The organism is Salmonella sp. 741265073_HBA (genome assembly GCF_046569105.1).
In the GTDB taxonomy this organism is placed as follows: Bacteria; Pseudomonadota; Gammaproteobacteria; order Enterobacterales; family Enterobacteriaceae; genus Salmonella; species Salmonella enterica.
In genome coordinates this window covers 25,785-47,811 of record NZ_JBKFRY010000014.1, presented here as the reverse complement: position 1 = coordinate 47,811, position 22,027 = coordinate 25,785, and the positions used below count along the sequence as shown (strand labels likewise).

General features: G+C 53.3%; 18 protein-coding genes and 1 pseudogene. 4 read left to right on the top strand and 15 right to left on the bottom strand.

Annotated elements, in window-relative coordinates; genetic code table 11:
- Nucleotides 1–45: 45 nt before the first annotated feature.
- From glpX to ACLD3P_RS17655, 3 genes are all read right to left on the bottom strand, one after another.
- Nucleotides 46–1,056: a class II fructose-bisphosphatase gene (glpX, locus tag ACLD3P_RS17665; RefSeq protein WP_001250617.1), complete on the bottom strand. Its 1,011-nt coding sequence runs from the start codon at nucleotides 1,054–1,056 to the stop codon at nucleotides 46–48.
- A gap of 111 nt (nucleotides 1,057–1,167) precedes the next feature.
- A complete protein-coding gene (gene glpK / locus ACLD3P_RS17660) occupies nucleotides 1,168–2,676 on the bottom strand; it encodes a glycerol kinase GlpK (RefSeq protein WP_000136809.1) in 1,509 nt (502 codons plus the stop codon).
- A gap of 20 nt (nucleotides 2,677–2,696) precedes the next feature.
- Nucleotides 2,697–3,542: an MIP/aquaporin family protein gene (locus ACLD3P_RS17655; protein ID WP_000084285.1), complete on the bottom strand. Its 846-nt coding sequence runs from the start codon at nucleotides 3,540–3,542 to the stop codon at nucleotides 2,697–2,699.
- A gap of 398 nt (nucleotides 3,543–3,940) precedes the next feature.
- On the opposite strand from ACLD3P_RS17655, the gene zapB reads away from it, so the two are divergent.
- Nucleotides 3,941–4,180, top strand: coding sequence for a septal ring assembly protein ZapB (gene zapB / locus ACLD3P_RS17650; protein WP_000051370.1), 240 nt, complete (start codon nucleotides 3,941–3,943; stop codon nucleotides 4,178–4,180).
- 221 nt (nucleotides 4,181–4,401) lie between these two features.
- On the opposite strand, the gene rraA is transcribed toward zapB, so the two are convergent.
- The 7 genes from rraA to priA all read right to left on the bottom strand — a co-directional run bounded on the left by rraA (nucleotide 4,402) and on the right by priA (nucleotide 12,397).
- Nucleotides 4,402–4,887: a ribonuclease E activity regulator RraA gene (gene rraA / locus ACLD3P_RS17645; protein WP_000872918.1), complete on the bottom strand. Its 486-nt coding sequence runs from the start codon at nucleotides 4,885–4,887 to the stop codon at nucleotides 4,402–4,404.
- 92 nt (nucleotides 4,888–4,979) lie between these two features.
- A complete protein-coding gene (gene menA, locus ACLD3P_RS17640) occupies nucleotides 4,980–5,909 on the bottom strand; it encodes a 1,4-dihydroxy-2-naphthoate polyprenyltransferase (RefSeq protein ID WP_000139639.1) in 930 nt (309 codons plus the stop codon).
- A 66-nt stretch (nucleotides 5,910–5,975) separates the two neighbouring features.
- The gene (gene hslU, locus ACLD3P_RS17635; RefSeq protein WP_001293360.1) at nucleotides 5,976–7,307 is read right to left on the bottom strand and encodes an HslU--HslV peptidase ATPase subunit; all 1,332 of its coding nucleotides are present in this window, start codon (nucleotides 7,305–7,307) and stop codon (nucleotides 5,976–5,978) included.
- Between the two features lie 9 nt (nucleotides 7,308–7,316).
- Nucleotides 7,317–7,847, bottom strand: coding sequence for an ATP-dependent protease subunit HslV (gene hslV / locus ACLD3P_RS17630; protein ID WP_000208240.1), 531 nt, complete (start codon nucleotides 7,845–7,847; stop codon nucleotides 7,317–7,319).
- 91 nt (nucleotides 7,848–7,938) lie between these two features.
- Entirely contained in the window at nucleotides 7,939–8,925 is a 987-nt protein-coding gene (gene ftsN / locus ACLD3P_RS17625) for a cell division protein FtsN (protein WP_000068803.1), read from the bottom strand.
- A 93-nt stretch (nucleotides 8,926–9,018) separates the two neighbouring features.
- A complete protein-coding gene (cytR, locus tag ACLD3P_RS17620) occupies nucleotides 9,019–10,044 on the bottom strand; it encodes a DNA-binding transcriptional regulator CytR (protein ID WP_000841339.1) in 1,026 nt (341 codons plus the stop codon).
- A 154-nt stretch (nucleotides 10,045–10,198) separates the two neighbouring features.
- Nucleotides 10,199–12,397 carry a primosomal protein N' gene (gene priA, locus ACLD3P_RS17615; protein ID WP_411006719.1) on the bottom strand — a complete coding sequence of 733 codons (2,199 nt, stop codon included), beginning with the start codon at nucleotides 12,395–12,397 and terminating at the stop codon, nucleotides 10,199–10,201.
- 203 nt (nucleotides 12,398–12,600) lie between these two features.
- Here priA and rpmE point away from each other — a divergent pair, with 203 nt between their 5' ends.
- Nucleotides 12,601–12,813 (top strand): 50S ribosomal protein L31, encoded by a 213-nt coding sequence (rpmE, locus tag ACLD3P_RS17610; RefSeq protein WP_000715284.1) that lies wholly within the window; start codon nucleotides 12,601–12,603, stop codon nucleotides 12,811–12,813.
- Between the two features lie 45 nt (nucleotides 12,814–12,858).
- On the opposite strand, the gene ACLD3P_RS17605 is transcribed toward rpmE, so the two are convergent.
- The 3 genes from ACLD3P_RS17605 to metJ all read right to left on the bottom strand — a co-directional run bounded on the left by ACLD3P_RS17605 (nucleotide 12,859) and on the right by metJ (nucleotide 16,285).
- Nucleotides 12,859–13,521, bottom strand: coding sequence for a TIGR02117 family protein (locus tag ACLD3P_RS17605; RefSeq protein WP_220538418.1), 663 nt, complete (start codon nucleotides 13,519–13,521; stop codon nucleotides 12,859–12,861).
- Between the two features lie 200 nt (nucleotides 13,522–13,721).
- Nucleotides 13,722–15,512, bottom strand: a complete 1,791-nt coding sequence (locus tag ACLD3P_RS17600; RefSeq protein ID WP_411006550.1) for an aryl-sulfate sulfotransferase — start codon at nucleotides 15,510–15,512, stop codon at nucleotides 13,722–13,724.
- 455 nt (nucleotides 15,513–15,967) lie between these two features.
- Nucleotides 15,968–16,285, bottom strand: a complete 318-nt coding sequence (metJ, locus tag ACLD3P_RS17595) for a met regulon transcriptional regulator MetJ (RefSeq protein WP_000852811.1) — start codon at nucleotides 16,283–16,285, stop codon at nucleotides 15,968–15,970.
- A gap of 264 nt (nucleotides 16,286–16,549) precedes the next feature.
- Here metJ and metB point away from each other — a divergent pair, with 264 nt between their 5' ends.
- Both metB and ACLD3P_RS17585 read left to right on the top strand, forming a co-directional pair.
- Nucleotides 16,550–17,710: a cystathionine gamma-synthase gene (gene metB / locus ACLD3P_RS17590; RefSeq protein ID WP_000197211.1), complete on the top strand. Its 1,161-nt coding sequence runs from the start codon at nucleotides 16,550–16,552 to the stop codon at nucleotides 17,708–17,710.
- A 2-nt stretch (nucleotides 17,711–17,712) separates the two neighbouring features.
- Nucleotides 17,713–20,145 (top strand): bifunctional aspartate kinase/homoserine dehydrogenase II, encoded by a 2,433-nt coding sequence (locus tag ACLD3P_RS17585; RefSeq protein WP_411006551.1) that lies wholly within the window; start codon nucleotides 17,713–17,715, stop codon nucleotides 20,143–20,145.
- A gap of 62 nt (nucleotides 20,146–20,207) precedes the next feature.
- Here ACLD3P_RS17585 and ACLD3P_RS17580 read toward each other — a convergent pair.
- Both ACLD3P_RS17580 and ACLD3P_RS17575 read right to left on the bottom strand, forming a co-directional pair.
- A pseudogene (locus ACLD3P_RS17580) lies at nucleotides 20,208–20,638 on the bottom strand (hypothetical protein).
- 234 nt (nucleotides 20,639–20,872) lie between these two features.
- On the bottom strand, nucleotides 20,873–21,997 hold the full coding sequence (locus ACLD3P_RS17575; protein ID WP_316988030.1) for a cytoplasmic protein: 1,125 nt from the start codon (nucleotides 21,995–21,997) through the stop codon (nucleotides 20,873–20,875).
- Nucleotides 21,998–22,027 lie beyond the last annotated feature (30 nt).

Genomic DNA, 22,027 nt, shown 5'->3' with positions numbered 1-22,027 from the left:
GATTTCCAGCCCCGCGAGGCTGGAAGGCTCTAACTAACAAATGCGCTAGAGGATATGTGCCTGTACATCCGGATCTTTACGATCAAGATAGTGGATCGACTGAATGCGGCGGATAGTGCGTGATTTGCCACGGATCAGCAGTGTTTCCGTCGTGGCAATATGGCCTTTCCGGCTAATTCCTTCCAGCAGATCGCCTTTCGTGATGCCGGTCGCGGAGAAAATAACGTTATCGCTACGCGCCATGTCGCCCAGGCATAACGCCTTGCCCGCTTCAATGCCCATTGCTTTGCAGCGCGCCAGTTCCTGTTCGCCAATGCGGCGGTTTTCTTCGCTGTCGCCTTTCACGTCATGGCGCGCCAGCAGACGCCCCTGCATATCGCCGTCCAGCGCGCGGATCACCGCTGCGGATACCACGCCTTCTGGCGCGCCGCCAATCCCGTACAGCACGTCGACTTCGCTATCCGGCATACAGGTCAGAATTGAGGCCGCGACGTCGCCGTCAGGAATGGCAAACACGCGTACGCCCAGTTTGGCCATCTCTGCGATGACCTCGTCATGACGCGGTTTTGCCAGAATGGTCACGGTCAGATCGCCAAGCGGTTTACCCAGCGCATCCGCGATGTTGTGCAAATTATCCGCCAGCGGCAGATTGAGATCGATCGCCCCTTTGGCGCCCGGACCGACAATCAGTTTTTCCATATACATATCGGGCGCATTCAGGAAACAGCCTTTATCGCCGACCGCCAGCACCGCCAGCGCGTTCGCCTGACCCATCGCCGTCATGCGCGTGCCCTCAATCGGATCGACGGCGATATCTACCGCATCGCCGTGGCCGGTACCGACTTTCTCGCCGATATAGAGCATCGGGGCTTCGTCGATTTCGCCTTCGCCAATCACGATGGTGCCGTCAATGTTGACCTGGTTGAGCATGATACGCATGGCGTTAACCGCCGCGCCGTCCGCGGTATTTTTATCGCCGCGTCCCAGCCATTTGTAGCCAGCCAGCGCCGCCGCTTCGGTCACACGGGAAAATTCGATGGCAAGTTCTCGTCTCATAAAAAACTCGTAGCAAAAAGGAGTGGCGCGCAGTGTAGCACAGGGGAAGGAGGGAATAATTGATGTGTGTGCGGAGTTGCCCCCGCACAAAGATTTTGCCGGATGGCGACCTTACTTGTCGTGCTCTTCCCACGCCATTGCGCGTTTAACCGCTTTCTTCCAGCCGCTGTAACGGTAGTTACGCTCGGTGGTTTCAATGCCGGGGCGGAATTCTCGCTCAATGACGGCTTTTTCCTGCAGCTCGTCCAGGTTCTGCCAGTAACCGACGGCCAGACCAGCCAGATAGGCGGCGCCCAGCGCGGTCACTTCGCGCACTTCCGGGCGTTCCACCCGCGTGCCGAGAATATCTGACTGGAACTGCATCAGGAAGTTGTTGGCCACTGCGCCGCCGTCCACACGCAGAGCGTGCAGGCGGATACCGGAGTCGGCCTGCATCGCTTCCAGTACGTCGCGGGTCTGGTAAGCGATGGATTCGAGCGTCGCGCGGATAATGTGATTAGAGTTCACGCCGCGGGTCAGGCCAAAAATGGCGCCGCGGGCATACGGATCCCAGTACGGCGCGCCCAGACCGGTGAAGGCTGGAACCACGTAGACACCGTTGGTATCTTTCACTTTCGTGGCGAAATATTCGGAGTCGAACGCGTCGCTGATGAGCTTCATTTCATCACGCAGCCATTGAATGGACGCTCCCGCCATAAACACCGCGCCTTCCAGCGCATAGTTGACTTCGCCGCTTGGGCCGCAGGCGATGGTGGTCAGCAGGCCGTTTTCCGATTTTACCGCTTTCTCGCCGGTGTTCATCAGCATAAAGCAGCCGGTGCCGTAGGTATTCTTTGCCATTCCTTCCTTTACGCACAGTTGGCCGAATAGCGCGGCCTGCTGATCCCCGGCAATCCCGGCGATAGGAATACGTGTACCGCCTTTACCACCAATATTGGTCTGGCCGTAGACTTCGGAGGACTTACGTACCTGGGGCAGCATCGCGCGTGGGATATCCAGCACGTCCAGCATCTTATCGTCCCAGTCCAAATCATGGATGTTGAACAGCATGGTTCGTGAGGCGTTGGTGTAATCCGTAACGTGGACGCGGCCCTGCGTCATCTTCCAGATAAGCCAGGTATCCACCGTACCGAACAGCAGCTCGCCACGCTTCGCGCGTTCGCGCGAACCTTCCACATGGTCAAGGATCCATTTCACTTTAGTGCCAGAGAAGTACGGATCGACGACCAGACCGGTATTGTCGCGGATGTAATCTTCCAGGCCGTCGCGTTTAAGCTGTTCGCAAATATCGGCGGTACGACGGCACTGCCAGACAATAGCGTTGTATATCGGTTTGCCGGTTTCACGTTCCCAGACGATCGCGGTTTCACGTTGGTTGGTGATACCGATAGCGGCAATCTGATCGGAACTGATATCGGCCTTAGCCAGCACTTCTACCAGCGTTGAGCTTTGGGACGCCCAAATTTCCATCGGGTCGTGTTCTACCCAGCCTGGCTTAGGATAAATTTGCTCAAATTCACGCTGTGATACGCTGACGATATTCGCGTCATGATCCATAACGACCGCGCGGGAGCTGGTGGTACCCTGGTCGAGCGCAACGATATATTTTTTTTCAGTCATAATTTTGTCCCGTAATCAGATTACAGCGAAGCATTTTGTTGTGTGGTCGCGGTGGAGTCCTTCTCTTCCACGACGCAGGTATCGCACGGCAAATGACGGCCAATAAATTTGCGATAAGCAAACGCGCCCAGAATGGCGCCGACGATGGGGCCAAACAGCGGCACCAGGAAGTAAGGAATGTCTCTACCGCCGGTAAACGCAATTTCACCCCAGCCGGCAAGCCCGGCAAACATTTTGGGGCCAAAGTCACGCGCCGGATTCATCGCAAACCCGGTCAACGGCCCCATAGAGGCACCGATAACGGCGATCAGTAAACCAATGAGCAGTGGCGCAAGCGGACCGCGAGGTACGCCGTTGCCGTCGTCGGTCAGCGCCAGAATCAGCCCCATCAGAATAGCGGTAATCACCATTTCAACCGCGAAGGCCTGCACAAAATTGATATGAGGATTCGGGTAAGTTGAGAAAATGCCTGCGAGATCGAGACTTTCAACGCTGCCACGGACGATATGGTGGGTTTGTTCGAAGTCCACAAAAAGATTGTAATAAAGCCCGTAAACTAACGCCGCTGCGCAAAAGGCGCCGGCAACTTGAGAAATAATAAAAGGAACAACTTTACGTTTGTCGAAACAGGCAAATAGCCAGAGTGCGATGGTCACTGCCGGGTTCAGGTGTGCGCCAGAAACACCTGCCGTCAGGTAGATAGCCATCGCTACCCCCAGACCCCAGATGACGCTGATTTCCCACTGTCCAAAAGTAGCTCCGGCAACTTTAAGCGCAGCGACACAACCCACACCGAAAAAAATCAACAACCCGGTACCGAGGAATTCAGCAATGCACTGGCCTTTTAAGGTTGATGTTTGACTCATAATCGGATCCTGAAGAGTATGTAATGATTATTGGTATGCGAGGAGGTCATGGACATCCACGATGCCCTGTAGGCACACTGTTAATTTATCGTTAACGAGCAAAAACGAGAAATATCGAAATCAAAATGTGTGTACTGCGTCAATAAAATGAGCGTTATCGCGCCATGAGGCGCATTTTGAGACAGCAGAAGAGAGTGAATTGAATCATTTCATTAACCAATATGTTAACACTTTTAAGTTATTGAATGAATGTTACCAGGAGATGGATGAAAATTGCTGCAAACCGCGATCTACGCGGTATGTCGCTGGACAGCGAGAGCGGGGCTTCATACAATCGACACTATATATTGTGCGCGTTTACGTGAAGCGTCGCCTTGCAATTCAGGAGAGGTAAGATCATGTCTTTAGAAGTGTTTGAGAAACTGGAAGCAAAAGTACAGCAGGCGATTGACACCATCACCCTGTTACAGATGGAAATTGAAGAGCTGAAAGAAAAGAACAACAGCCTGACGCAGGAAGTGCAGTCTGCACAGCATCAGCGTGAAGAACTCGAGCGTGAAAATAATTCTCTGAAGGAACAGCAGAGCGGCTGGCAGGAACGTTTGCAGGCGCTGCTTGGTCGTATGGAAGAAGTCTAATCCTCGTCATATTTCACGTTATGGCGGCGTTGGCTGCGTGCGTTCACCCCAGTCACATAGTGGCCTATGCTCCTGGGGATTCACTTACTTGCCGCCTTGCCCTGACGCGAAATCTATAGAGGGTTTAGAATGCGGATACCGGTGGGTCGGATAAGGCGTAAGCTGCCATCCGGCAATCAGCGACAACGCATAAAAAAGGCGCCTTACGGCGCCTTTTTTGATCACTCGATATCAAGCGGGTCTTCGGAAAGGATAATCCCGGTGTTGTCGGCATAGAGATGATCGCCGGAGAAGAACGTCACGCCGCCGAAATTGACGCGCACATCGCTTTCCCCAATGCCTTCACCTGCGGCGCCAACCGGAATGGCGGCGATCGCCTGAATGCCGATATCCAGCTCTTCCAGATCGTCCACCTGACGCACCGCGCCATAGATAACCAGCCCTTCCCATTCATTTTGCGTAGCCAGACGCGCCAGCTCCGCATCGACTAATGCACGACGGACAGAACCGCCGCCATCGACCAGCAGAACCCGACCACGGCCATTTTGTTCGAGCAGATCGTACAGCAACCCGTTGTCCTCGAAACATTTTACCGTGATGATTTGTCCGCCAAACGACGACCGTCCTCCAAAATTGGAGAACAGCGGTTCCACGACGTTGACATCTTCCTGATAGATGTCACAAAGCTCGGAAGTATCGTATTTCATAGGCTTAACGTTCAGTTGCTGCGAGAATTTTTAGTATATCGCGCTAAGTATACTGTTGGCAAAATCATCAATTGTTAATTGATATTTGTCAGTTAAACGGCCCACTGACTTAAGAGTATCCCAATCACAAATAACAGGTTGGTTAACAACGCGCCTTTAACGGTACGTTCAAGCATCGGGCGCATTGCCGCAGGCTCCCTTTCGCGCATTACGTAGCGCGCTTGTTTAATGAGCAATGGCGCGGCCAGAATAAACAACCATCCCCACGGACTGTGTAGCGAGAGCAGATTAAACAGCGCCAGACAGAGCAGCGCGCCTAGCAACAGACAGGCGTGATAACGACGCGCGTTGACATCGCCGAGTCGTACCACAAGGGTGTTTTTGCCGTTCTCTCTGTCGCTATTAATATCGCGCAGATTATTAATATTCAGCACCGCCGTCGCCAGTAAACCGCAGGCGGTGGCCGGGAGAATTAGCGCCGGAATCAACGTATGCGCCTGGAGATACCAGCTCCCCATGACACTTAGCCAGCCAAAGAATACCAGAACAGAGATATCACCCAGCCCGATATAGCCGTAGGGCCGATTACCCACGGTGTAGGTGATGGCGGCGATAATCGACAGCCCGCCCAAAATCAGGAAGCCGACAAAATCGGTTAACGTATGGCACGCGACCGCCACCAGCGCCAGTCCGGAGATACAGATCAGCACGACGGTAATGATTAACGCCCGCTTCATCTCCTGCCGGGTGATGACGCCTTTTTGCATCCCCCGCAGCGGCCCGATGCGATCCGGTTTATCACTGCCTTTGACAGCGTCGCCGTAATCGTTGGCGAGGTTGGATAAAATTTGCAGCAGCCCGGCGGTGATAAGGGCCAGCAGTGCGACCAGAGGATCGAAATAGCCTTGCCACCATGCCAGGGCCGTACCGACGATAATCGCCGCAAAGGCGAGGGGTAAGGTTTTGGGTCGTAAGCTTTCCAGCCAGGCCTGGGTGCGGCTAATTTGTTGTTGTTCAGTCATATTTAGCGCCAATAAAAATGGGGCTTTTCAGCCCCATCAACAGTGATGAAAATGCATTGGACGCGATTATAAGATAAAACGGCTTAGATCTTCATCTGCGACCAGCGCATCCAGATGTTTGCTCACATATTCCGCATCAATTGTGATGTTTTGGCCGTGCAGATCGCTGGCGTTATAGGAAATCTCTTCCATCAGACGCTCCAGTACGGTATGCAGACGGCGCGCGCCGATGTTTTCGGTGGTTTCGTTAACCTGCCAGGCGGCTTCGGCAATACGTTTAATACCGGAATCGGTGAACTCGATATTGACGCCTTCAGTTGCCATCAGCGCTTTATACTGCACGGTGACGGAGGCGTTTGGCTCGGTCAAAATGCGTTCGAAATCGCTGGTGGTCAGCGCCTGAAGTTCAACGCGAATCGGCAGACGGCCCTGCAGTTCCGGGATCAGATCAGACGGCTTCGCCACCTGGAACGCGCCAGAGGCGATAAACAGAATATGATCCGTTTTGACCATCCCGTGTTTGGTTGAAACCGTGCAGCCTTCTACCAGCGGCAGTAAGTCGCGCTGTACGCCTTCGCGTGAAACATCCGGGCCGGAGGTTTCGCCACGCTTACAAATTTTGTCAATTTCATCGATAAACACGATGCCGTGCTGTTCAACCGCGTCGATAGCGTCCTGTTTCAGCTCTTCCGGGTTGACCAGCTTAGCAGCTTCTTCTTCAACCAACAGTTTCATCGCGTCTTTAATTTTCAGCTTACGCGGTTTCTGTTTCTGACCGCCCAGGTTCTGGAACATAGACTGCAACTGGCTGGTCATTTCTTCCATGCCCGGAGGCGCCATAATCTCTACGCCCATCGGCGCGGCGGCGAGGTTAATCTCGATCTCTTTATCGTCGAGCTGGCCTTCGCGCAGTTTTTTGCGGAACGTTTGACGGGCGGCAGAAGGCTCCTGCTGCTGTTCGGCCTGGCCCCAGTTATTTTTTGCGGGTGGGATCAGTACGTCGAGAATACGTTCTTCCGCCAACTCTTCCGCACGATAGCGGTTTTTCTCGATAGCCTGTACGCGAACCATTTTCACAGCGGCATCGGTCAGATCGCGGATGATAGAGTCCACTTCTTTCCCGACATAGCCCACTTCGGTGAATTTGGTGGCTTCGACTTTAATGAACGGCGCGTTGGCGAGTTTTGCCAGACGACGGGCGATTTCGGTTTTACCGACGCCGGTCGGGCCAATCATCAGAATATTTTTCGGCGTTACTTCGTGGCGCAGCTCTTCATCAAGCTGCATACGACGCCAGCGGTTACGCAATGCAATCGCCACGGAACGCTTAGCGTTATCCTGGCCGATAATGTGTTTGTTCAGTTCGCTGACAATTTCGCGTGGGGTCATTTCAGACATGAGAGGTCCTTACGCTTTGGCGGTCAATTCTTCAATGGTGTGGAAATGGTTGGTGTAAATGCAGATATCGCCTGCAATATCCAACGCCTTTTCAGCAATTTCGCGCGCGCCGAGCTCGGTATTTTCTAACAGAGCGCGAGCGGCAGCCTGGGCATAAGGACCGCCGGAGCCGATAGCAATTAAATCGTTTTCAGGTTGCACGACATCGCCGTTACCCGTGATGATGAGCGAGGCGGTTTCATCCGCGACGGCCAGCAACGCTTCCAGTTTGCGTAGCATACGGTCGGTACGCCAGTCTTTCGCCAGTTCAACGGCGGCTTTGACCAGGTGCCCCTGATGCATTTCCAGTTTACGTTCAAACAGCTCGAACAGCGTGAATGCATCCGCAGTACCGCCCGCAAAGCCCGCAATGACCTTGTCGTTGTAGAGGCGGCGGACTTTCTTCACGTTGCCTTTCATTACTGTGTTACCCAGTGTGGCCTGACCATCACCGGCGATTACCACGTGGCCGTTACGGCGTACGCTTACTATTGTTGTCACGAGCAGACCCCTTGGTTACTAATGCTGAATTGCGGCCCCGTACGGCGTACGGGGCATAATGCAAGTATAGATGGGGGAGATTTTGAGGGTTTCAACCCCCGGTGGCGAGTCGAATGCAGTTTGTATGGCCCGCCATCTTCAGACGGTTAATGGTGCTGTCGGCATTTTCTTTACCTTTCACCGGCCCGATAACCACGCGATTCCAGCCGTTATTGGTGGTAATTTTGGAGTCAAAGCCTTCAAACGCCAGCTGAGCGCGGACGCTTTCTGCCTGCTCGGCGCCTTTGAATGAACCACATTGCACCATCCAGCGACGCTCATCTTTTTTCTCTGCTGTCGCCTTCGGCGCTTCAGGCGCGCGCGTAATTGGTGCGGCTTTCGGCGCTGCCGCGCTGGTATGCGCCGGCGTTTGCAGCAAATCCTGATAAGGTTGCTGCGAGGCCGTCTGCTTCGGCGGCTGACTTTGGCGCGCGGGTTGCGCCGGGGCGGACTGTACCGTGCGCGTTTGCGACTGTTCGTTTACCCGCGGCTGCGTACGTGGTTGCTGAACAGGCTGCGTTTGAGCCCACTGCTGCTGCTGCTGCTGCTGCTGCGCCTGACGCTGGCGCTGTAGCGTTTGCTGGCGTTGTTCTGGCGTCTGCTCGTTCCACGGCACTTCGTTAAGCTGCGTCGGCTGCTGACGCATATCCGCCTGCATCTGTTCCAGGAGTTGACGCTGCTCGCTGGTGAGCTGATTCGGATTCATGACTTCACCGCCGGCGGACGGTTCCGTTGGCGTACGCACGCCCGGCTGGCGACTTTCCAGCTCTTTGATGTAACGCCAGCGCTCTTCCGGTTTTGGCGGAAGCCCATTGCCGGTGACTTTCTGGTTTTGTAGCGTTTCGGACTCTTCTTTCTTATGGTGAGTAATGAAGTACAGACCGCCGATAAAGGTCACAAGGACGGCTGCCGCAATCGCGACCATTGCCGGCGAGACGGCAGGCATGTTGCTTTGCTTCTTCCGTGAGTTCCGTGAGGTGCTCTTTTTGCGCCGCGAAGGAGCCGGTTGGCCGCGACGTACATAATCTCGTTGTGCCACTATCGTTTCGCTGTATTTATTCGTTCGTCAGCCCGTCATGTTACTGAAGCGGCGGGCCTTTGACCAGACAGGTGAGTCTTAAAGCTATTTACTTTAGGGTAAAGCGCGCGTAGAACCGCGAATAATCAGCTCGCAATCCATTAAACGCGAGCCGCTGCTCACATTTTGCCCCTGCATCTGATCGAGCAACAGCAGCATCGCCTCGCGACCAATGTCAAAACGCGGCTGCGCCACGGTTGTCAACGGAGGGTCGCAAAACTCGGCTAGCGCGATATTGTCAAAGCCGATAATCGACAGATCGTCAGGCACTTTCAGACCCTGGCGCTTGGCCCAGGAGAGGGCGCCCAGCGCCATTACGTCGCTATGACAAAAGACGGCGGTAGGCGGCAACGGTTGCTCAAGCAACTGCTTTAATGCGTTTGCCCCGGCTTCGTAGGTAAAGTCGCCACGGGCGATGTAATGCGGATCGACCACAATGCCACTGCGTCTTAATGCCTGTACGTAACCTTGTAAGCGATAGTGACAGAGCGGCATATCTTCCGGCCCCGCAATACAGCCAATCCGCTTGTGGCCCAAATCCAACAGGTAGTTCATGGCATTGAACGCGGCGGTCAGGTTATCGATATGTACCGTCGGCAGTTCAAGCTCCGGCGCAAACTCATTCGACATCACCATCGGAGGCAAATTGCGCTGCTCCTCAACGCTGGCGTCAAAGGGCAGTCGGGAACTGAGAAGTACCATGCCGTCGATCTGTTTGGTGATGATGAGATTAAGAAAGGTTTTTTCTTTCTGGTTTTGATGGGCGCAATCGCCAATCAGCACCAGATACCCCTGTTCTGCCGCGGTCACTTCGATACCGCGGATAATTTCACTGAAGAAGGGATCGCAAATATCCGGGACAATCACCAGAATCGTACGGGATTCATTGCGTTTTACATTTCGCCCCATCGACTGCGGGAAATAACCCACTTCAAGCGCGGCCTGTTCAACCCGGCTACGGGTCGACTGGGAGACTTTATCGGGGTTCATTAACGCGCGGGATACGGTTGCCGTAGAGACTTTCGCCTTCAACGCAACATCCTTCATCGTAGCGGCAGTAACCTGCTTGTTCGATTTCACTCTTTCTCCTCGCCTGGGAACTGCTGGCGCAGATCTATCCCTGGTAACACTCATCGAAAACATTTTTATCAGATAGTGCGTGGAAGCGGTTACAGAATTTTCATAAAAAGTGTGATGGATCTTTAATTTTACGATCCGCCTCGCATCGTGAGGACTATCCTTCAATCGGATCGACGTCCAGAACCCATTTAACTTTCCGCGCTTCAGGGAGCGTATTGATCAACGCCAGCGTGCCGCTGATGATGTGTTGCAGGCGAATCCGTGAAGGATGCTGAAGTAAAATTTGCCAGCGATAGCGGCCGCCGCGTTTTGGCGCGAGGGCCGGAACCGGACCTAAGATCCACAGCTTATCGTCTGATAGCGGGCTGGCCTGAATCAGATTACGCAACTGCTGGAGAAAGACGGGCGCCTGCTGATTGTTGTGATCCTCTGCGCGAATAATGACGTGGCTGGTCCACGGCGGAAGCTGGAGCGTTTGCCGTTCCGCCAGCGCCTGCTCCGCAAACGCATCATAGCCTTTATACAGTAACGTTTGCAGCAGGGGATGCTCAGGATGGTGCGTTTGGAGCACCACTTCGCCCTGTTTACCCGCGCGCCCGGCGCGGCCGGAAACCTGAGTGTAGAGCTGGGCGAAGCGTTCCGCCGAACGAAAATCTGCGGAAAAAAGCGCGCCATCGACGTCCAGCAACGCCACCAACGTGACGTCCGGAAAGTGATGGCCTTTCGCCAGCATTTGTGTGCCTATCAGAATGCGCGCTCCGCCGCGGTGAACTTCCGCCAGATGCTGCTCCAGCGCGCCTTTACGACTGGTGGTATCACGGTCGATTCGTGAGATCGGCACGCCGGGGAAGAAGGGCGCCAGCACCTGCTCCAGCTGTTCCGTCCCTAACCCAACCGGTAGCATATGTGTGGAGCCGCAGGAGGGGCACTGACGCGGTACCGGACGCTGGCTGTCGCAGTGATGACAGCGTAAATGATGCTGCGCCTGGTGCAGCGTGTAGTAGTGATCGCAACGCGGGCACTCCGCAATCCAGCCGCAGTCGTGGCAAAGCAGCGCGGGCGCGAATCCCCGGCGGTTAAGAAATAAAATTACCTGATTGTCGGCCTGGAGATGTTGGCGCATACGGGCGATAAGGGCGGGCGCCAGTCCCGCCTGAAGACGCTGGCCTTTTAAATCCAGCACATGCTGCAGGGCTGGACGGGCATTGCCTGCGCGCCGCGTCAGACGCAGCATCCGGTATTTTTTCTGCCGCACGTTGCATAGCGTTTCCAGGGCTGGGGTGGCGGAGCCGAGAATAATCGGGATCTGCTCGCTATGGGCGCGATACACAGCCAAATCGCGGGCATGGTAGCGCCACCCTTCCTGCTGTTTATAAGAGCTGTCGTGCTCTTCGTCGATGACAATCACGCCAAGATTTTTAAACGGCGTAAACAGCGAGGAGCGCGTGCCGATGACAATCGCCGCTTCGCCGTTTTTCGCTTTCAGCCATGCCGAAAGACGCTCGCTGTCGTTTAGCCCGGAATGCAGCACTTCCACCGGCGCGTTAAAACGTTCGCGAAAACGGGCGATCGTTTGCGGCGTCAGGCCGATTTCCGGCACCATCACCAGCGCCTGTTTGCCCTGGGCGAGGACGTTTTCCAGCACGCTCAGATACACTTCGGTCTTGCCGGAACCGGTTACGCCTGCCAGCAACCAGGCGGAGAAACCGTCCGACGCGCTGTGAATCGCGCCGACTGCTGTCGCCTGTTCGGTATTCAGCCGCAGGCGCTCTCCTGCGACGGCATAACGCTCCCGCCAGTCGGTAAACGCGGGCGTTTCACTGGCAAGCTCACAAAGCCCCTTACGCCGCAGCGTTTGCAGCGTGGCGTCAGTAAAATCAAGCTCGGCTACCTGATAGCGCCAGATCTTTCCTTGCCGTAGCGCCGCCAGCGCCTGTTGTTGTTTGGCGGAGCGTTTCAGGCTGTTGATGTCGACGGCTTGCCCCTCTTCGGTGGCGAACCAATACCATAGGGGCGCGTTGCTGGCTGGTTTTCCCTGACGCAGTAAAACCGGCAGAGCGTGAAACAGAACGTCGCCGAGGGGATGGTGGTAGTAATCCGCCGCCCAGAGGAGTAAGCGCCAGATGGAGGGAGAAAAGATTGGCTCGTTATCCAGGATTTCAATGACCGATTTTAATTCATCGAGCGGCAATTCGCTGTGGTCGCTAACCGAGACGACAATGCCCACGCGCTCTTGCTGCTTGCCGAACGGCACGCGCACGCGGCACCCGACTTTGGCGACCCCGCCTTCCGGCAGCAGGTAATCAAAGGTTCGGGGAAGCGGAACGGGCAAGGCAACGTGCGCGACGGACATAGCATCTTCCTGACTTGAAATTTCGTCGGGTAGTATACACATTACGATAAGGGAGCGCGGATCAGTTTGCATACGGTGGTCAAATTCTGTATGATTCGCCGCCTTTGGTGCGTGTTGTGAGCATCAAACCCTTTACTATTAACTTCGCGTGGTGTCTGGCGTTAGGGCTGGAAGAGCGACGCGGCCTTACACTGAGGTTCCCCATGAAAAAAGGTATTCACCCGAATTACGTAGAAATTACTGCAACCTGTTCTTGCGGTAATGTTATCAAAACCCACTCTACCGTGGGTCACGACCTGAACCTGGACGTGTGCGGCAAATGCCACCCGTTCTTCACTGGTAAGCAGCGTGTTGTTGATACCGGTGGTCGTGTTGAGCGCTTCAACAAGCGCTTCAGCATCCCTGGCAGCAAATAAGTTACTGCCAGAAAAAAAAGCGCCGCAGGGCGCTTTTTTTGTTTTCTAGGGATAACAGTATTTGTTCAGACACATTCTGTGATCCGCAATCGCTTTCATTACGCTTCCTGCCGTGAGTTTTAACGAAGGATTTATAGTCAGTCCCGCGCTTTCCAGCCCCTTCGCTGTCCATTTATTGCAGGTATTGAGTATGCCGTAGCGGCCATTCGCGGCATAAAACTGGCTATCGCCGTAAATTCCTTGTTTTAACGGAATCAGATTACCCTCTTCGTCACGCGCAAAGCTGCGGCCCAAATAGCGCATCAGACTGTTACGCTGGTTTGTGTGCAGGAGCAGTGATTTTATCTCGCTACCGGCGAAATAGCGTTCTGGTTTACCGGAAAAGGCTACGATGTGCATAACCGCGCCGGATGACCAGAACATGGCCTGGAGCGTAAGCGCGGTGGTTATTTCTTGTGACTGATAAAAGCCCTTATCGCCCCAGCCGATTTCATACCACTGCGCCTCCTGAACGAACCGTTTTTTAAGCTGTGGCAGAACGGTATTAACATCATGGGCCGGCGCAATAATTCCCGTGTGCCAGCCATGACTGACGATATAGATTTCCGTCGGGGAGGGATGTCCGCCTGTCGTAGGTTTTACGGCTTGTGGAAAGGTTGTGCAGCCATATAGCAATAAACTTAACCAGGCGATAAAGAGATTTTTCATGACATATCACCAGTAAAGGCGCGGTATGTTGTGGCGTTTGTCTAATGACGCAGCGCTTATCGGGTCGGTACCGGATTGGTAATCCATTGATATTTTTACATTCCTCTTCGAGGGTAATAAAGCGAATGTCATAACTACAATACGTTTTAACCATTCAGGCGGAAGTTAGCTTCCGCCTGTTTTACTTTTACTATCTCGCTTTATTTTTTAAACATCTGCTCTGGATCGATAATCAGCGCCCGATAACCCAGCATACCGGCACGGTTACTGTGTACTTTTAGCTCCAGCATCACATCCTGAGTACCGTCTTTGACTTCATCCAGAACGGAAACGATCGGTTTTGTACCGCTCATTCCCGCTGTAGCCGAGTACATGAACATCGTTTTGGTTTCCGGGCGATATTCCGTGACGGAAGTAATGGCGCTGTACCAGTCAAAACCGCGCTCTTTACCATATTCCCACATTTGGGAAACCGTCATATTTTTTTCGTCAATCTGATATTCCACGCCGCGGGAATATTTCATTGACGGCATGGCCGGTTGTTCCATGCCGCGCGCATCGCCGTTATCAAAGGCGGTCACGACGGTTTTACCTCCGGTGCTTTTGGATGGCACTAACCAACCGGTATGTTGTGTCCATGTCCAGTCAAATCCACCGTCGCAGTGGTGCGCTTCGCAGGTCAGCGGTTTACCGTTGCTGTCTACGGGTTTCAGCACTTTTTTCGCCAGTTCGCCTTTCCAGCCGGATGGATCGGAAAGTATCCATTTCACTTTTTTATCGCGACCAATTTTGATGATGGCAGACTGGTGGCGCGAGCTAATGATAATGCTGTCGTCGCGAGGATCGTAGCTGACGGAGTTAACATGCGCCCAGTTGCGGCCCGGGCCGGAACCCGCGATATCGCCGAAGGGTTGCTTTGCAAGCTGCTCTTTGGTCATGACCTGACCGGAATGTTCGGCATCGACGCTCAAACATACCGCTCCCTGATCCATCGCCAGAATAACGTCGTCACGATAGGGGGCGAGGATTTTTGGCAGATCCCAGTAATCGACGGTATCGCCGTTCTGGTCAACTTCAAGAATATGATCACGCACCGTATTGATGGTGTATTTACCATTTAATGGATAATTTTCTTTTGCGACACGCAGCAGGTAGGTGCCTTTCGGCGTTTCGGTAATGGCGTGCGAAAAATCAATAAATCCTTTTGGCAGTCGTTTATCGGAAATAACGCGGCCTAAGAAATCATATTTAAAGTAACGTTGACCCTGGCCAAAAATAAGATTGCCATCGTTAACCTGATGGAAGCTCATCATGGAACCAAAGCGCGTTATATCATCCTGGTTACGGAATTTATCAATATTCATATAGCCGCGAACATCGCCATTCGTATCGCTAATCCAGTTGATACCGGTATAATCCCAGTTCGCCGCGCCGCCTGCGACATGCATAATGTGGCCGGTTCTTGGCATCCCTGTTATATGGTTAAAAAGATATAAGCGATTTTTAAGCGAGCTATCGACTTTAACCGGTTCTACTGTAGGAAGAACGGCAGTTTGCCCGGTAGTAGAGGGTAATGATACCGGTGCGGCGTAAATGGACCACGTATAAGTTTGTTTTTTACCTTCTTCAGTCCAGTCAACTTTAACCTTATTGACATAATCTGGATACAAGCCAAATACAGGTATGCCGTCATGGGTATTTATAGCCTGCGGGCCGACATCATAACTGATCGGGATACCTTTTTCCCCTTTCCCTAAAACGGTAACCTTCACGTCCTGTACATTATGATTGGCTTTATTAATGATTGCTGTTAATGGGAAAACGCCGCCGTAGGGTGCGACATCGACCATACCTAATGGCCCTTCATGTACTGGAATGACATCTGCTGATGCGACCATTGGCCTGTTTGGGTCTAAAACGCCTGAGGCCAAAACGCTGCCGCTCAAACACAGGCAGCATAATACAGGTAAGACTTTCCTTGTAAATAACATATTTATTTCCCCATTCGATATTATCGATAAGTTGAATGTATATTAACTTTCTTATTTGTTGGAGATGAAAAAACATTTAAAAAAGTAAAACAATCCGCGGAGGGGAATAATGATGTTGGTCACAAATATGAGGTGTCCATGGTCTTTTTAACAATACTCATCGTTATACTATTTGTTCAGTAAATATATGGTGGTGTATTATTATTCATGTGCGCTTTGCTACGTGAAACTTTAAATAAAGATTGGAAGTTTAAATATAGTAAAATTATATCGGTTATGGCATGCCGGGAATTTTTTTCAGGAAAATAACGAAGAGAAACTTATCATGTCTGACAAATTTATCCACCGAGGGCTATTCGGGAAGATGAACATTTAGAAAAATGTCGGAGATAGCCGTGTACAAGGGAATCGTTAAAAAAGCGCGGCCAGAGGCGTTCTGACCGCATGCTTTGCTATCAGTATTCCCACGTTTCCGGGTCAATCCCCATCTCACGCATGATCTCTTTTGCCGCTTCCGGGATTTCATCGCTGCGCTCTTTTCGCAGATCGGCATCATCCGGCAAGGGTTGCCCGGTAAAGGCGTGCAGAAATGCTTCACACAACAGCTCGCTGTTGGTGGCGTGGCGCAGGTTGTTCACCTGACGACGCGTACGTTCATCGGTGAGGATTTTTAACACCTTCAGAGGAATGGAAACCGTAATTTTTTTGACTTGCTCACTCTTCTTACCGTGCTCAGCGTATGGGCTGATATATTCGCCGCTCCATTCAGCCATGAGATACTTAATCCTCTTCGTCATTAATATTGAGGTCTGAACCTGAGCCCGGACCATAATCGCGCGTAGTTTACCGTAGTGGCGCGGCCCTGACACGAAGTTAGCGGTCGCAGATGTGCGCTAATGCATATAATTTTAACGGCTATTTGCGGTTTGCTCAATCTATACGCAAAGAAGTTTAGATGTCCAGATGTATTGACGTCTATTGTGGTAGTGGTTAATCTGTGGCCTGACTTTCACCGACTCAGCCAGGAATATCTTCATATGACGCGTAAACAGGCCACTATCGCAGTGCGTAGCGGATTAAACGACGACGAGCAATACGGCTGCGTTGTGCCGCCAATCCATCTCTCCAGTACCTATAACTTTACCGGTTTCAATGAGCCGCGCGCGCATGATTATTCCCGCCGCGGTAATCCCACGCGTGATGTGGTTCAGCGCGCATTAGCGGAACTGGAAGGCGGCGCGGGCGCGGTATTGACGAATACCGGCATGTCGGCGATTCATCTGGTCACCACCGTTTTCCTCAAGCCGGGCGATCTGCTGGTCGCGCCGCATGATTGCTACGGCGGCAGTTATCGTCTGTTTGACAGTCTGGCGACACGCGGCTGTTATCGTGTGCGGTTTGTCGATCAGGGCGATGAACGCGCCTTACAGGCGGCGCTGGAAGAAAAACCGAAGCTGGTACTGGTAGAAAGTCCAAGTAATCCATTGTTACGCGTGGTGGATATTGCGAAAATCTGTCGGCTGGCGCGCGAGGCGGGCGCAGTGAGCGTCGTTGATAACACGTTTTTAAGCCCGGCGCTGCAAAATCCGCTGGCGTTGGGTGCCGATCTGGTGTTGCATTCATGCACGAAATATCTCAACGGTCATTCGGATGTCGTGGCCGGCGTGGTGATTGCTAAAGATCCGGAAATGGTCACTGAACTGGCGTGGTGGGCGAATAATATTGGCGTGACGGGCGGGGCGTTTGATAGTTATCTGCTGCTGCGTGGTTTGCGAACTCTGGTGCCGCGTATGGAGCTGGCGCAGCGCAACGCGCAGGCGATTGTGGATTACCTGCAAACCCAGCCGTTGGTGAAAAAACTGTATCATCCGTCGCTGCCGGAAAATCAGGGACATGAGATTGCCGCGCGTCAGCAAAAAGGCTTTGGCGCAATGTTGAGTTTTGAACTGGATGGGGATGAGGAGACGCTGCGTCGTTTTCTGGGCGGGCTGTCGCTGTTTACGCTGGCGGAATCTTTAGGGGGAGTGGAAAGTTTGATCTCTCACGCCGCCACCATGACGCATGCCGGTATGTCGCCGCAGGCGCGTGCCGCCGCCGGGATCTCCGAAACGCTACTGCGTATCTCCACCGGTATTGAAGATGGCGAAGATTTAATTGCCGACCTGGAAAATGGCTTCCGGGCTGCAAACAAGGGGTAAACATGAGTGTGATTGCGCAGGCAGGGGCGAAAGGTCGTCAACTGCATAAATTTGGCGGCAGTAGTCTGGCGGATGTGAAGTGTTACCTGCGTGTCGCAGGCATTATGGCGGAGTATTCGCAGCCTGACGATATGATGGTAGTGTCCGCCGCAGGCAGTACCACCAACCAGTTGATTAGCTGGCTCAAGTTAAGCCAGACCGATCGCCTTTCTGCGCATCAGGTATTACAGACGTTACGCCGCTACCAGTGCGATCTGATTAGCGGGCTGCTTCCCGCCGACGCGGCAGATGACTTAACCAGCGCTTTTATCAGCGATCTGGAACGTCTTGCCGCCTTGCTCGACGGCGGCGTAACGGATGCCGTCTATGCTGAGATCGTCGGACACGGCGAAATTTGGTCGGCGAGATTGATGTCCGCCGTCCTGAATCACCAGGGTCTGGATGCCGCCTGGCTGGACGCGCGCGCATTTTTACGCGCCGAACGCGCCGCACAGCCGCAGGTTGATGAAGGGCTATCTTATCCTTTATTGCAACAGCTACTGGCGCAGCATCCTGGCAAACGTCTGGTCGTGACCGGCTTTATCAGCCGCAATCACGACGGCGAAACGGTCCTGTTAGGCCGGAACGGTTCCGACTATTCCGCCACGCAAATCGGCGCGCTGGCGGGCGTTTCCCGCGTGACCATCTGGAGCGATGTCGCGGGCGTTTATAGCGCCGACCCGCGTAAAGTGAAAGATGCCTGCCTGCTGCCGTTGCTGCGTCTGGACGAAGCCAGCGAGCTGGCGCGTCTGGCGGCGCCTGTTCTGCACGCCCGCACACTACAGCCGGTTTCCGGCAGCGATATTGACCTCCAGTTGCGCTGTAGCTACACGCCGGATCAAGGCTCCACGCGCATTGAACGTGTGCTGGCTTCCGGGACGGGCGCGCGTATCGTGACCAGTCACGATGATATCTGTCTGATTGAGTTTCAGGTGCCCGCCAGCCAGGATTTCAGGCTGGCGCATAAAGAGCTCGACCAAATTTTAAAACGGGCGCAGGCGCGTCCGTTGGCGGTGGGCGTGCATCGCGATCGCCAGCTATTGCAGTTCTGCTATACCGCCGAGGTAGCGGATAGCGTACTGAAACTCCTCGACGATGTCGGGCTTCCGGGCGAATTGCGCCTGCGGCAGGGGCTGGCGCTGGTGGCGATGGTCGGTGCGGGCGTTACTCGCAATCCGCTACACTGCCATCGCTTCTGGCAGCAGTTGAAAGGTCAGCCAGTGGAATTTACCTGGCAGTCGGAGGAGGGCATCAGTCTGGTGGCGGTCCTGCGTACCGGCCCGACTGAGAGCCTGATTCAGGGGCTGCATCAGTCGGTTTTCCGTGCCGAAAAACGCATTGGCCTGATGCTGTTCGGTAAGGGGAACATCGGCTCCCGTTGGCTTGAACTGTTTGCCCGTGAACAAAGCACGCTTTCCGCGCGTACTGGTTTTGAATTTGTGCTGGCGGGCGTGGTGGATAGCCGCCGTAGCCTGCTGAATTATGAGGGGCTGGACGCCAGCCGCGCGCTGGCATTCTTTGATGATGAAGCCGTTGAGCAGGACGAAGAGTCGCTGTTCCTGTGGATGCGTGCGCATCCGTATGATGATTTAGTGGTGCTGGATGTGACAGCAAGCGAGCAATTGGCCGATCAGTATCTGGATTTCGCCAGCCACGGTTTTCATGTGATTAGCGCCAATAAACTGGCGGGCGCAAGCGCCAGCGATAAGTATCGCCAGATTCATGACGCGTTTGAAAAAACCGGGCGTTACTGGCTGTATAACGCCACCGTGGGCGCGGGATTGCCGATCAACCACACGGTGCGGGATCTGATTGACAGCGGCGATACGATTCTCTCGATCAGCGGGATCTTCTCCGGGACGCTATCCTGGCTGTTCCTGCAATTTGACGGTACGGTGCCGTTCACCGATCTGGTGGATCAGGCCTGGCAGCAGGGGTTGACGGAACCCGATCCGCGCGTCGATCTTTCCGGAAAAGATGTCATGCGTAAGCTGGTGATTCTGGCGCGCGAGGCGGGATACGACATCGAGCCGGATCAGGTGCGTGTAGAATCGTTGGTGCCGGCGCATTGTGAAGAAGGGTCTATCGATCACTTTTTCGAAAACGGCGACGCGCTGAATGAACAGATGGTACAGCGTCTGGAAGCAGCCCGCGAATTGGGGCTGGTGTTGCGTTACGTGGCGCGTTTCGACGCCAATGGCAAAGCGCGCGTCGGCGTTGAAGCGGTGCGTCCGGAACATCCGCTGGCGGCGCTGCTGCCGTGCGATAATGTCTTTGCTATTGAAAGCCGCTGGTATCGCGATAACCCGTTGGTGATCCGTGGGCCGGGCGCGGGCCGCGATGTGACCGCCGGGGCGATTCAGTCTGACATCAACCGCCTGGCGCAGCTATTGTAATACACCTGCCTGCCGGATAGCGGCTTCGCCAGATCCGGCAGCGGGCAAACCGGGGTATCTGTTTATTCTTCGTCAGATGCGTTTTCTGCATTGGCGACGATAAATCGATTCATCTTCGCCTGAATAATGGCTATGCCGACAGGGGGGAACAGCAAGGCCCAAAATAGCGCCCAGCCGCTCTGTATCCCCGTATTTTCGTTTGCATTCGCCAGCAATGTTCGGACTTCGCCGCTAAGCGTCAGACACAATATTGCTGTGCTATGATAAGCCTGACTACGTCAGATGGGCCATTTACGCCAACGAGAATAACACCAATACGATCGGCTGGAATAGACAGTGATTTACTCCAAAAATAAACACCATACGACGATCCCAGCGAACCGATAAAAGAGAGCACCAAAAAGAAAAAAGTGATCCCCCAGAATCGATAGCTACTCAGGAGATCGGCGCAGGTCCATTTTTTATCTGACATTGACGGTAAAGTAATTTCCATATTTATCCCTTGTTTTCCATAGAAAATAAGAATGTATAGAACTATTCAAATCGATAATAAATATTTATTATGTGAACAACGTTTATAGCCGATTTTAACTTAAAACGAAGGGCCATTTTATCAAATAGTTCTATTCTTTTTCAGCGTATAAAAGCAGGATGTGAGGTGATTAAATCTATAGCGCCTTCTGAATGATAATCTGTGATTTTTTATGCGTGGCATTACATCATTGGGTTAAATGTGATTCCATTGTGAGTTATATTTTTCCGTCAGCAAATACAGAATTTGCGTGACGCGTTTGGCGGAATAGTGGGCGCTTTGCTGGAATTCAGGTTGTTGCCATAGCCAGGTAACAAAGCGGCGACTGGCCGCCAGATTAACGGCGACACCTTGTTCTAAGTGGGAACCAGTTAACGAACAGACCATTTTGCGGTTGTGACCTTGCCCCCAGAGTTGCCACTGATTTTGCCACCATCCCTGCCATGTTTTGCCTAACAGTTGCCACTCTGCGCGGTAATCGTCATCGTTTATCTCTTCCTCAACGAACCACAGCGAGGAGAGACGCTGGCGAAACCGCTCCGCCCATGCCGTAATGACCGCGCCGCGCAAAAAACACTCATGGGCAATGATGTGTGTCGTGACATCAGGAAAGCGGTTTTTCAGCACCCGAAAATGACCATGCGCCGTAATGACCGGGCGAAGTATTGTTCCTTGCGCGTTACGTTTAAGCGCCGCCGGGCCATACTGAATCTCATCGAACTGACTGCGCTGCAAAAATTGCCGTTCTTTAGTGGCGATACGGTGAATAATATCGCCATTCTCACCCTCGGGCGGCGCAATTCCTTTCCAGTGGTAATGCAAACTCTTTCCGGCAGAAAGTAACGTGAAATTGCTGGAAAGGTGAAGAATATTGCCGCGAACAGCGTCAAAACTGAATAAAAAATACAATTGCTGGAAGGCATTCGCTCCCTGAAACGGTACGAGCAGCGGAATACTGCAAATCTGTTCCGGCGTTTCGGCGACATTCAGCGCGTGCTGTTTTGGCGTCCAGACCTTCTTACAGTACTGGCACTGAAGTCGCTGCGTTCCGCCGGGATTACGTCCATAGCGAATCCATGTTTTTTGATAGCAGTCGGGACAAAAGTGACCATGCTCTTTGGCATATTGCGCGATATAAGCAGACGCCCAGCGGCGAAATTCCCCCTCGTTGAAGAGCGGCGGATAACTGCCGCAGGCTCGACAATGCAATGCCGGATAACCCAGGCGATAGTCCGGCCACACATAATCCGGCGAGTCAGGCAGCCCAAGATTGCGACAACCAGCGCTTTTGCAGGCATTAATGGTGAACAGAGGCGGCATACATTTTACCAACGATTTTGGCAGGTCGTT